General features: G+C 44.8%; 10 protein-coding genes. 3 read left to right on the plus strand and 7 right to left on the minus strand.

The window, feature by feature from the left end:
- The first annotated feature begins 270 nt into the window (after positions 1-270).
- From AB4209_RS22045 to AB4209_RS22055, 3 genes are all read left to right on the plus strand, one after another.
- Entirely contained in the window at positions 271-1,059 is a 789-nt protein-coding gene (locus tag AB4209_RS22045; RefSeq protein ID WP_017059991.1) for a phytanoyl-CoA dioxygenase family protein, read from the plus strand.
- 20 nt (positions 1,060-1,079) lie between these two features.
- Positions 1,080-2,069, plus strand: a complete 990-nt coding sequence (locus AB4209_RS22050; RefSeq protein ID WP_017059992.1) for a zinc-dependent alcohol dehydrogenase family protein — start codon at positions 1,080-1,082, stop codon at positions 2,067-2,069.
- Between the two features lie 301 nt (positions 2,070-2,370).
- Complete coding sequence (locus AB4209_RS22055; RefSeq protein WP_171732730.1) at positions 2,371-4,275, plus strand: bifunctional UDP-sugar hydrolase/5'-nucleotidase; 1,905 nt, start codon at positions 2,371-2,373, stop codon at positions 4,273-4,275.
- Between the two features lie 259 nt (positions 4,276-4,534).
- On the opposite strand, the gene AB4209_RS22060 is transcribed toward AB4209_RS22055, so the two are convergent.
- The 7 genes from AB4209_RS22060 to AB4209_RS22090 all read right to left on the minus strand — a co-directional run bounded on the left by AB4209_RS22060 (position 4,535) and on the right by AB4209_RS22090 (position 12,199).
- Positions 4,535-5,683 carry an iron-containing alcohol dehydrogenase gene (locus AB4209_RS22060; protein ID WP_017059994.1) on the minus strand — a complete coding sequence of 383 codons (1,149 nt, stop codon included), beginning with the start codon at positions 5,681-5,683 and terminating at the stop codon, positions 4,535-4,537.
- A 46-nt stretch (positions 5,684-5,729) separates the two neighbouring features.
- Positions 5,730-6,377 (minus strand): L-fuculose-phosphate aldolase, encoded by a 648-nt coding sequence (locus tag AB4209_RS22065; RefSeq protein WP_029236427.1) that lies wholly within the window; start codon positions 6,375-6,377, stop codon positions 5,730-5,732.
- A gap of 18 nt (positions 6,378-6,395) precedes the next feature.
- Positions 6,396-6,830: an L-fucose mutarotase gene (fucU, locus tag AB4209_RS22070; protein WP_017059996.1), complete on the minus strand. Its 435-nt coding sequence runs from the start codon at positions 6,828-6,830 to the stop codon at positions 6,396-6,398.
- Positions 6,823-8,271: an L-fuculokinase gene (gene fucK / locus AB4209_RS22075; protein ID WP_017059997.1), complete on the minus strand. Its 1,449-nt coding sequence runs from the start codon at positions 8,269-8,271 to the stop codon at positions 6,823-6,825. The genes fucU and fucK overlap by 8 nt, the downstream gene beginning before the upstream one ends.
- A gap of 59 nt (positions 8,272-8,330) precedes the next feature.
- Positions 8,331-10,079: an L-fucose isomerase gene (locus AB4209_RS22080; protein ID WP_372057392.1), complete on the minus strand. Its 1,749-nt coding sequence runs from the start codon at positions 10,077-10,079 to the stop codon at positions 8,331-8,333.
- A 66-nt stretch (positions 10,080-10,145) separates the two neighbouring features.
- Entirely contained in the window at positions 10,146-11,315 is a 1,170-nt protein-coding gene (gene fucP, locus AB4209_RS22085) for an L-fucose:H+ symporter permease (protein ID WP_017059999.1), read from the minus strand.
- A gap of 197 nt (positions 11,316-11,512) precedes the next feature.
- Positions 11,513-12,199 (minus strand): DeoR/GlpR family DNA-binding transcription regulator, encoded by a 687-nt coding sequence (locus AB4209_RS22090; RefSeq protein ID WP_372057390.1) that lies wholly within the window; start codon positions 12,197-12,199, stop codon positions 11,513-11,515.
- Positions 12,200-12,983 lie beyond the last annotated feature (784 nt).

Raw genomic sequence — 12,983 nt, forward strand, 5'->3', positions numbered from 1 at the left:
CTTTAACTGATCGGCATTACACCATGTGAATCTTTTTATTTTATAAAAAAAGGGGGTAGATCACATATGCGGAGATTTTTATCGCATGAGTCCATGATATGGATAGGCATGTAACACTCGCCCCCATAGAGTTTTATCGCATCACTGAATCTACAGGCTTCTGCACTCGTTACTTGGTTGAATGACGACTGTCTGGCATTATGCGCCCAAGAAATCTCTAGGGCTGTTGACCTTAGTTATTATACAGCAAAGAATGAACGAAGGTAGTCAGTGGTAGAAAACAGCCAACAATTAAGTGACCGTTACGACGAACATGGTTACTTTGTTATCAGAAATTATTTCAATGAAGCTCAAATTGCATCGCTTAGAAAAGTCGTGCTGAAATTTCATGAATCATGGAAAGCAGACAACGAAGAGTTCTATAAAGAAGAAGCATTTAACTCGTCTTTAATTACGGGAAGCGAGTATTTGCCTGCCGACGATAGAAGCGTGCTTTTCGACTTCATAAGCTCGAAACAAGTGATGGATGTGGTTGATGCGGTGATTCCGAACAAGCCGGCATTCATGAATACACAGCTGTTCTTCAACCCAGTAAACCCGCAGCAAAAAGACTTCTGGCATCGTGACTGTCAATACGACTACGACATTGATGACCAGATGAAAGTCATCATGGAAACCCAAGTATTGCATCTGCGAGTGCCCCTTTTTGATGAGCCCGGCATGGAACTTATCCCCGGCACGCACAAACGTTGGGATAACGAAGAAGAGTACAATGTTCGCCAAGAAGAAAACGGCAAAGTGAGCAGCGATGACATCTCTGGTGGTAAGCAGATACCGTTAGCCGCAGGTGACTTATTGGTGTTTTCAGCGGATATGATCCACCGAGGCCGATATGGCTTGGATCGTTTGGCTTTGGATATTTTGATCTTCGATTCGGCGGCAGACTATGTCGACTACGTTGATGACGACTGTTTACCGACGCCAGCTATGTTAAGCAATATTAGCGACCCAAGGTTGTTTATGAACACGCTACACTTAAAATCAATGCAGTACTCATAATCCATAAAGGTGCCCAAACTATGACTGACACTAAGCAAAATACCCGAATTAGCCAGTTCCGTTTCGGTCAGCCAAAAGAATCTCTCAAGTTAGAACATGTCGCTTTAGGGGTACTAGACAAAGATAAAGTTCGCGTACAAATTGAAGCGACTAACATCAACCCTAGTGATCTGTTGTCGATTTATGGTGTGGGCCAATACAAACATAGCCATCAGCCGCCGAGAGTACCGGGATTTGAAGCGGTAGGAAGGATTGTAGAATCCAGCAGTGCTGAGTTTATAGTGAATCAACGAGTGCTTGTGGCAACCAGTGGAACATGGCAGAACTATGTCGATGTATCACCAGATGATCTGTTCCAAATTCCTCAACATTTAGACAATGGCTACGCCTGTCAGTTGTACATTAATGCGCTAACCGCATGGGTGCTAACGACAGAAATAGCCAAGCTGACCCAAGAGGATGTGTTGATCATCAACGCGGGCAGTTCAGCCATCGGTAAGATCTTCTCCCAGTTATCAGCATCACTCGGCTTCAACATCATTGTCGTTACATCACAGCAGACACAATACCCTGCCACTTCCTGTTGGGTGATAGATGCGAACGCTGATCTAGTTTCTCAAATTAAGGCATTAGGCTTGCCTATGCCAACCGTTGCCTTTGATGCGATTGGCGGCTCACCCGGAACCGATCTTGTTCACACCCTTGGCAACAACGGGCGCTTTATCAACTATGGGACGCTGTCGTTGGATTTTTACGAGCCACGCTTCTTTGAGTACGCGAAAAACCAACACATCGATTTCAGCACCTTCTTCTTGCGTTATTGGGAGGAAGCAGAAGGTAAAGATGTTCGCCGTGATAAGTTCACGACCATGCTAGATCACTTCATCACAAACGACATTCAGCTCGACGTTGACCGCTATCTACCATTCGATGAAGTGCAAACCGCGATTGATCTCATTGAATCGAAAACCACACGCCTAGAGGGCAAGATCATCTTACTGCCACAGTAAGTGAGAGTTGGACGATATATACCTTGTTTATTTCAACAGGCAAGACGTTCAACAGCTTACAAGCGTGCTTGTTAATACACCATCGCTTAGGAAGTTTGATTAAAGAAATCGAAGATTGAAAAGATAGCGAAGAGTTGTGGTGCATTTCTCCATAACTTAAGTGGTTACGAGATGGTCATGAATCACATTTATTTGAAACATCAATTAGTTATATCAGTAGAAATATGATACTGATCACCCATAAGATAACCTCGATTCTATATGGTAGCGTCATACTTAAAACCACGATGTGAACATACTTATGAAAAGACACATACTATCAAGCGCCATCCTACTCTCTCTAGCCTTTCCCACCTTTGCAGCTGATGGCGATATACACGATGTCACGATACTGGGTACTTCAGATATCCACGGTCATTTTATGGCGTGGGATTACGCGGCAGATAAACTCAACACTCGTGGTAGCTTGAGCCAAATCGCGACCAAAGTTGGTGAGATCCGCAAAGAGCAATCTAACATTATCCTTGTCGACGCTGGCGATACCATCCAAGGCAACTTCGTAGAAACCTTCAAAGACGAGCCCGTTGATCCAATGATGCTTGGCTTTAATCACATGAAATACGATGTGTGGGTTTTAGGTAACCACGAATTCGACTTTGGCCTCAAAACCCTCAACAGGGCCGTTACCCAATTTAAAGGGCAGTCTCTCGGTGGCAACATCAAGAACAAAAACGGAAACCCATTCCTGCCTGGTTACACCATCCTAGAACGCGGTAGCATTAAGATCGGCGTGATCGGAATGGATACCCCAATGACGGAGGTCTTTGCGCAAGGTACCAACCGTTTAGAAGGCGTCACTTTCACTAATCCAACCTTGGAAGTGAAGAAAATCGTCAAAGAGATTGATGATAAAGTGGATGCCATCATATTGGTTGCCCATATGGGAATTGAGAACGAGAATGACATTGCCGACACCGGTGTCACCGACATTGCCAATGCAAACCCAGAGCTTGATGCCATCGTCGCTGGCCACATGCACACTCGCATCGAGAAAGCCGTTGTAAATGGCGTTATTATTACTGAACCCGACAGATATGGCCGCGCCCTATCTCGTATCGATCTTCAATTTGAAGAGCGCGATGGCACATTCACTCTCGTCAACAAAGACAGCTTCACCTATAAAATTAAAGGTATCGACTCTGATGAGAATATGGACGAGTTATACCAGCCTTACCACAAACAACTCCGAGAAATGGCGAACAGACCTGTCGCTCAACTTACCGGCGTTGATTTAGTCCCAGAAAACGAAATCCGCGGTATCCCTCAAGTCCATGTTCAAGACACAGGCATCAGTGCGCTATTCCAAGAAGCGAGCTTCTTCTATGCACCTAAAGCCAATGTCATCGCACTTCAAATAGACAACGACAATGCCAAGCTCGATGTTGGCCCAATCAAAGCCAAAGACATCGCGTACAACTACCAATACGCAGGTGGCGAAATCACTGTCTACCAGATGACAGGCAAAGAGCTGAGAACCTACATGGAATGGTCTGCGGGCTACTTCAACTCAGTACAACCTGGCGATGTAACCTACAGCTTTAACCCTGAACGCAGAGCATCAAAATACTCGACCAATGACTTCTTCGCGGGCGTGGCTTATACCATCGACCTTACTCAGCCTGCAGGTACACGCATTACCAACCTCGCGTTTGCAGATGGCACTCCGGTTACAGATCAAACAGAAATCCGTATTGGTATGAATAGCTATCGAATGGGTCATCTAACCAAGAAAGGCGGCGTGCTAGAAGGCGAATCGTTCCCTGTACTTTTTGATACGGAAGCAGAGTATGGAGAAGAAGCAGGCACAATCCGTAATATGACCATCAAATATCTTAAAGAAGAAAGGAACGGTCAGTATGAAGGTAAACCTCAACAACGATGGGCACTTTCTGGTTTAGAAAGCCGTTATAATGAACAACGAGAGATAGTGAAGTCATTGATTAATGATGAAACCATATCAATCCCGACCAGTGACGATGGCCGCTACACAAACATCGCTTCTATCAACGTAAAAGAACTGATGTTCAAATCTGACGAAGCGAAACAAGCTGCCATAACCACACGCGAAAAGAAACTGGCGCAAGCAACTGAGCAAGAGAGTAAGCAGATCAAACGCGAAATCACTCTGATTGAAGCGCTCAATTAATCCCTGACCTCAAACCAATAACGACTTAACGACGCTTAGAGCGTGGTTAGGTCGTTTTTGTTCCCATTTTCCAACACCACATCTGTACTGAGTAAAACGGTTAATATTGGATGAATGATCTGCAAAGGCCAACTCATAGTTGGACAAAATCTTCTCAGCGAGTTTCCTAAATTAGTGATTTATGAATCACTTCAAGTATTGCAAACCTCCAATCAAGTGGCCAAATTCACTCAGCCACTACAGTACCACTACACGGTTGCTATAACGCCAACTCGTAAAGGTGATAAACGTCTTCACTGGTCAACGTTCTTGGGTTGCCTCCCATACAAACATCATCCATGGCTTTTTGAACCCAACCATCAATATCCGCATGCTTAACCCCAAGATGAGCCAGCCCAGAAGGGATACCCACTTCACGAGACAACGTGCAAATCAGGTCCACCGCTAATAGGGCTGCATTAGTGTCGTCTAACTGAGACGTATCCCCACCCATCGCTTCAGCTACTTCTCTAAACGCACTTGGAATCGTTTGAGCATTGAATGCGCTCACCACAGGCAGCAAGATAGCATTACAAACGCCATGCGCTAGGTTGTGTGTTGCCGAAGGCTGATGTGACAACGCATGAACCGCGCCTAATCCGGCTGAGTTGAACGACATCCCCGCTAAAAATTGCGCATCAGCAAGTGCCGACCGAGCTTCTATGTTCGCTCCATCCTTTACTGCCATAGGCAGCCATTTGGCAATTAGCTTAACCGCCTCGAGTGCGGTCGGAAGTGTTAAACGATGGGCGCCAGGAGTCACAACCGACTCAATGGCATGGGTCAGCGCATCCATACCCGTTGCAGCGGTAACAGAGGCAGGCAAACCAACCATCAATGATGGGTCGTTAACCGCAACATCTGGAATCTGTTTGGTGTCGACGATCACCATCTTAACGAGATTCTTCTCATCGGTAATCACCGAATTGGACGTCATCTCCGCCGCTGTTCCCGCCGTTGTATTAATAGCAATAAAGAACGCACCGCTATTCTTAACCAGGCCGACCCCATTATAATCGGTGATTTCGCCTTCATTTGATGTGACAATACGAATCGCTTTCGCACAATCAATAGGGCTACCGCCACCAACCGCAATCAAACAATCGCACCCGCTCTGTTGGTAAAACTCAGCACCTTGATTAACCAAACTAACGGTCGGGTTAGGGGTGACCTTATCAAAGGTGACATAATCGAACCCTTTATCATCGAGTGCACAATAAAGAGAATCTAATATCCCCAATTCAATAAGGTTTTTATCTGTCACTATCATTGCTTTTTTTACGGGTCGACAGTCCAACACTGCAACAGATTCTGCCACCGCACCTACGCCGGATAATGATAGTTTTGGTAAATTTAATGCAAACACCATAGTCATTCCTTTACGGTAAGAGCCCGAAGGATCGGGCCGATATCAATTACTTCTCAACTCGCAATCCATACGTCTTGAACTTATCGAGTACATGATCCATCTCTTGGTTTGGAAGCACTGGAACGTCTGGCTGAATCGCTGCACACTTGAGATAAAGCTCAGCCAATACCTCGGTTTCATGTGCTAACCACAATGCTTTCTTCAGATTTTCACCAACGGTGATCATGCCATGATGTTGAAGAAGAATAGATTTACTTTGACGAATGCCAGCATCTACATAATCAGCCAACTTAGGAGAGCCAAAGGTAGCATAAGGTACACAAGGTATTTCTGCCGCGCCCGATGCTGCAACCATATAGTGGATCGCCTGGATTGGACGATTGAGTATAGACACTGCTGTCGCGTTAATGGCGTGGTTGTGAACAACGGCATGGCAATCCTCTCTCGCTTGGTAGCAGGTTAGGTGGAAAGCCCATTCGCTTGATGGAATTTTGCCTTCCTCAAATTCTCCGGATTCGCTTACAAAAACGATCTTTTCCGGTGTCAGATTCTCATATTCAATACCCGTTGGAGTGATCAATAAACCACCTTCATAGCGCACCGAGACATTACCTGCGGTGCCTTGGTTTAATCCCAGCTTAGTCATCTCTAAGCATGTATCGATAATGTCTTGTGCTAGTTCATTTCTTGTTATTGTCATCGTATTACTTCCTTAAGCTGGCGTTACGCCTTTCTTTAAAATGATGTTTCCGTATTTAGCGGTTTCGCCCGTCAGTACAACTGCAAAGCACTTTTCGGCGCGGTCGTAAAAATCAAAACGATCCATGTGTTCTAATGCAGGCTTGTCTTTCGTGGTCTTTGTGATTGCCGCCATGTATTTCGATTCAACTGTTGGGTCGAGCTGGTCACCCTCTACTGCTTGCATCATGATCAGCGGGCTTTGGCAGTACACGTCGAGCTCAAATAGCGGTATTGTGCCCTCTAACAGCGTATCGATATTCACGCCATCGGCTCTTAGCACCACATGCGATCCAAACGTCTCCGCAGGAAAATGGGCGTCGGCAAACAAAATTTCATCGCCATGCCCCATTCGACTTAATACGGCAAGCAGTTCTGGGCTTATTGCCGGATGGATTCCTTTAAGCATTGTGTATTTCCTCCAATAACTGGGCGTATTGTTCACGGCTCTCAGACGGGGTGATGACTTGGTAAGCAGGCTTCATATTTTCTTGGGCATGATTGGCATCAATAAATACCCCAGCCCCTGCAAAGGCATACATCGCTGCCCCCGTCACTGTGGCTTCAGGCTGTTCAACCACATGGATAGGGATGCCAACAACGTCAGCTCTTATTTGGTTCCACAGTCTATTTTTAGACCCACCACCCACCACCATTAAACACTCGGTATTTAAGCGACAAGTCGTGGAAAGATAGTGCAGACTGCTCTTGAGTTTGAAGGCCAGTCCTTCTAGAGCGGCGCGGTATATCTCGCCCCTTGTGGCATTAATGGACAGGCCAGTAATCGCACCATTTCCTTTACCGTCACCACCAAGTAAAAAGGATGGATCGAACCTAACGCCATTTGCACCGATAGGGGCCGCTTCCCCTTCCGAAACCATCACCGCGTATTTACTGCTGCTCTCGGCAATATCCGTAAAGTAGGTGTTGGCGACCCATTCCATTACTGCACTAGAGAGCCATTGGATTGCTGGGTTAAACAAATCATTTTTAGCATCAAGCTCTGTTGTCATGCCCTCTTTGAGATAGTCAGGTTTTAACTGAGGACGTGGCGAACGAGCCATCAAGATCTCCCAAGTCCCTGAGCTTAAGAAAGACTGATTCTCTTTGGCACCAGAGCCGAACAAAGCAAACTGAGTGTCGTGACCTGCTGAAATCACTGGAACTCTGTTTGGAATGCCAAGCAGGAAGGCGACATCGTCTTTTAAACAACCCACTATTTCGCCCGCTTCAACCATGGGAGGAAAGTGCGCCTTCGTCAGCTCTAGGTACTGTAATACCCCTTCATTCCAGTCACCGCTGTCTAGGTCCGTCATCATCGACGTGCCAGCCATCGTTCGATCGGTTGTTAATTCGCCCGTCAGCTTTTGTGTCAACATCGACGAAATAAACACCCACTTATCCATATTGCTATAGACTTTTGGTTCGTTGTCTTTCAACCACTTAAGCTTGAATAAGGTATTGAACGAATAATCCCCGATGCCGTTGGTCAAATACAGTTCATCGCGGTCAATATCTTGCGAGATCTGGCTCATCACAGGCGCGGTACGAGCACATTTCCAAGAAATAATGGGATAGATCTGCTTTCCATCTTTATCGAAGGGCGCCCCGTCCACTCCAAAGGTAGTGACAGAAACGGCAACAATATCCGTCGAATTAATTTGAGCCGTTACCTGCTTTGAACACTCAACAAGCTTTTTCCAAATCTGTTGAAAATCCCAAACATGTTTAGTGCCATTCTGTAGCGTTTCATTAGCAATATAGTGCGACGCAACAATTTCACCTTGCTGGTTAATCGCAATAGAGCGGACGTTGGTGGCTCCGCAATCAAGAATAATAGCAATCGACATAACTCACCCCTTTAAGGCCTACCCCAAGTTGGGGCAGGCAAAATTAGTTACCTATTGAATTACTTATAGATAGGGCCGAAGTTCTGACAAGCGCGATAGTCCTGTCCCTCAACATCCTGACCAAATGCAGACCAAGTATGCGGACGAAAGATGTCTTGGCTATCCACGTTATGCATCGATACCGGAATACGCAGCATTGCAGCGAGAGAGATTAAATCGCCGCCAACGTGGCCTGAAGTGATAACACAGTGGTTAGCGCCCCAGTTTGCCATAACGTCATAAACCGATTTAAATGCGCCTTGGCTAGTCAAGCGAGGGACGAACCAGGTCGTTGGCCAAGTCGCGTTAGTGCGCTCATTTAGGGTATTATGAACATCTTCTGGCAGTTCGATAGAGTGCCCCTCAGCAATTTGCAGCACTGGACCAATACCCGAGATAATGTTGATTCGATGCATAGTAAATGGCATGCCACCTTCAGTTAGGAACTGAGACGAGAAGCCGCCCCCACGGAAGTATTCTTCAATGGCTGGGCACCATTTCGTTGCATTTAGAGACGCTTCAACGTCGGCTTGTGTCAGTTCCCAGTGCGGTTTCATCGCCGGCTTACCATCAGCTGTTCTCGCTTTACCTGCCCCATCGAGCGCTGCTGAGCCAGAGTTAACCAGGTGCAAGAAACCGGAATCTGGGCGGGTCCCTGTCACACGCTCTACCGCATCTTCAGACCAGTAGGTACGAACATCATGGAAAACCTGAGCCTCACCCGTCAGTAGCTTACCAAACATCATATTTACGCCGTTCAACGCGTCGTTTTCTGTTGCCACACAGATTGGTTCACGAATGCCGTTCCAATCAAATGAGGAGTTCAAGATGGCCTCTGAAAAATCGCCATTGGGCAAATGATCGGTCCAATGACGCTGACCTTGGAAGCCAGCCAGAATAGCATTGTGTCCTAGCGATTCTTCACCAAAGCCTAGCTCTGCAAGTTTTGGGTTGCCTTGCATCAAATCGCGCATGATCATGGTCATCTTAATGACGGTATCCCAATCCTCTGCTTTACGCTCTTCGGTGAAAGGGGTGCCGTTATAATCTTTACCTTCTTTACACCAGTCTCGTACCCAAGCACGTGCCAGTTCAAACTCTTTCTTGTCATAGACTTCTCGATCCAAACGGCGTTTGATTTCTGTCATATCGACATATTCATTACGCATGCCCAGATACTTCTGGAAGAACTCAGGGTTAACCACAGAGCCCGCGATGCCCATAGATACAGAGCCCATCGAGAGATAAGATTTACCGCGCATTGACGCGACGGCTAAACCTGCACGGCAGAAGCGAAGAATCTTGTCCTGTACGTCACTTGGGATTGACTCGTCTCCTGCGTCTTGCACTTCTTTGCCGTAAATTGAGAATGCCGGTAAACCCACTTGTGAGTGGCCTGCCATCGCGGCGGCTAGGTATACTGCACCTGGACGCTCAGTACCATTGAAACCCCAGATGGCTTTTGGTGTATGCGGGTCCATATCAATGGTTTCTGTGCCATAACACCAACACGGTGTTACTGTCAGTACAAGGCCCACATTTTCACGTTTAAATTTGTCAGCCGTCGCAGCAGATTCTGCTACACCACCAATACAAGAGTCGGCAAGGACACACTCCACTTTCTCTCCGCTAGCATGGCGAATATTCTCTTGAATAAAATGAGCTGCGCGCTGAGCCATTCCCATAGTTTGATCTTCAAGAGATTCGCGTACACCCATTTGACGACCGTCGATGGTAGGACGAATACCGATTTTAACTAACTGTGACATCATTGATGTTCCTTATTATTTCTTTAATTCAGGGGGCAGGTTAATGCTGCCCCTGTGGATAATTCTTTACTTAACTTGGTAACCTTTTGCGCCGTAGTACACTAGGTAAACGAAGCCAATGAATGGGATAACAAATGCGGCACCAATGCCTGCTGCATCTGAGATTTGCCCCATGATGGCGGTTAGCAGTGCACCACCCAGGATTGCCATGATTAAGAAGCTTCCACCAAACTTTGAATCAGACCCTAAATCTCTCAGTGATAGCCCAAAAATAGTCGGGAACATCAGAGACATACATGCAGACACACCGACTAGTGCATAAGCTCCTGCTAACCCACCCACTACCATGATTACAGCGACTAAAATCGCAGCGATCGCAGCCAAAGCAGCAAGTAGTTTTTGTGGTTCAATGTGTTTCATCAGCGCGACACAAACCCAGCGCATGACAGAGAAAATCACAATAGATGTCAGTAGGTATGTTGATGCTTCTGCTTCTGTACCGCCGACTTCTTGCATCACGTAACGAATAGTCCATGACCAACAACCAATTTGCGCACCGACATAGAAAAACTGAGCTAACACGCCTTTGGTGAAGTGGCTTCGCTTGACAATACGGCGGTACGCCTGACCAAATGTAGACTCACCGGTAGTACTTGTGTCCTTTGCGGCCGGCATCTTAGTTTTAAGAATCAATAGCCAAATTAAAGCAATAACAACTGCTACGCCCATATAGGGCATCATTACTGCGTACAGTTCGTCAGATTGAATTTTCGCTAGTTCGTCAGCAGCCATGGCCGCACGTTCACTATCCGTTGCAGGGTTTAGTTGCGATAAGATGTAAAATTTGCCAATTAACACCCCAGTGATCGAACCAATAGGGTTACAAGCTTGAGCAATATTTAGACGTCGAGTTGCGGTTTCTTCAGGACCCATCGCTAATATGTATGGGTTGGCACTTGTTTCTAGAATGGAGAGACCGCCAGCTAGAACAAATAATGCCAGCAAGAAAGGTAAATATTCCATTGCTTGCGCGGCGGGATAAAATAGCAGTGCGCCGGTTGCAAACAATCCAAGGCCCAAAAGCACTCCGGCTTTATAACTGTATCGCTGTATGAAAAGCGCAGCGGGAAGAGCCAAACAAAAATAAGCGCCATAGAAAGCCGTTTGTACCAAACCGGATTGCATATCGGTTAAAGTAAATACTTTTCGAAACTGTGCAATAAGTACATCAGTCATGTTATTTGCCAAACCCCACATGGCAAAACAACAACATAGTAGCCAAAAAGCAAATTTAATTTCCTTTGGTATTACCTCTACTTTATTATTCCTCTGTGTTTCAGACGAACTTATATTGAGAGTATCATTCATAAGATATCCTTATTTATTAATTAAATTATTTATTTTTATTTTAAAGTTTATTTTGTTTCACGTTATTACAAATCAGTTATTACTACATCTACCGATTCGTTATCACATATTTTAAGAAGACTTCTTTTTTTGTATTTAGATTTATCGGCAATTAGAATAACTTGATCAGATATATCGATAAAACTTCTTTTTATTTGATAGTTATATTCATTTGAATCCCAAACTCCTGAGTCATAATCAAACCCAACGCAGGAAAAGAAGCAGACGTCCAAAGACATATTAGCCAGTGTCTCCACTGCTAGTGGACCATAGAAACTACTGTACTTCTCGGAATAACTGCCACCAGTACAAATTACATTAATATTACTTTTACCTTCAAGGGCAATAACATTCTGAAGAGAATTGGTAATAATAGTGCAACTGATATTTGGAATCTCTCGAGCGAGACACCAACTCGATGAACTTGCGTCTAAACCTATTACCATTTCTTCTTTAATATAATCTAACGCTTTGCTTACCAGTAATTCCTTTTCTTCTATATAGTCCTTAGAACGCGCATGAAAAGAAAGACCTTCATCAATTTCTTGAACACTAATAGCCCCACCATGAACTCTTTTAAGTGCGCCCGATTCATCAAGCTTTTTTAAATCTCGACGAATGGTTTCCACAGAAACATTAAAGGCTTCTGATATTTCTTCGACGGTTGCACTTCTTTGATCATTTATTAGTTCAACAATTTGTAGGCTTCTCATAATGGTCTCCCGCTTGCTTGATTATTAATTTACCAATGAAAAAATGGCAAAACTGTGACGAAATCGCCATCAAGCCCGTTATTGACCGATTTGTGACTGATATTGTGGACTATTAAACACAAATGCCCGAAACTTATAAAAACAGTCATTCATTAATAAGGAATTATAATTGTTAGAACAGCTTGTAATCACCACTTACATAGATTGAATGATATTGCGAATACTTGCCTATTTAGACCAAAGCGTATAACTCAGGAGAGGGGAGGACACGAAATGTCTGCACAGAGACAGTAATAAGAATCCACCAAGTAAACATGAAACAATGATTAGTTGAACTTGGCTAACTAAAGTGGGTAAAAACAAGAGAATTAATACTCTAAGAAACTTGGGGGCATTAACAAGTTAGAGAAACAGCACTATCCCCCTCCCCCAACACACTTTCATAAAGAAAACCTTTAACACGTTAAACCATGATTTATTGCACTTAAACGTGGTCACGAACCGTCTGACGATAAATTCGAAAGCCTCTGAGGTGACTCTAAGCTCCCACAAACACCTGTATTCCTCCTCACACTGATCTATTTCTCTCTTTTCGCAGTACAAGGTTATTAATTATTCGATATAAATCGCTTTCTTTTTCAAATTGTTGTCTACAGTTTTATAGAGCTTGTCGCTTCAGTAATTGCCACAAGTAACGACACCTTTTGATGGTAGGTTTTGGTTATAAGGAAAGGAAATGGAAAGCCCAATTGTCACACTCACACAGGCTTTGTTGCGTAATTAA

The sequence above is a fragment of the Vibrio sp. 10N.286.48.C11 genome, from assembly GCF_041469805.1.
GTDB lineage: Bacteria > Pseudomonadota > Gammaproteobacteria > Enterobacterales > Vibrionaceae > Vibrio > Vibrio crassostreae_C.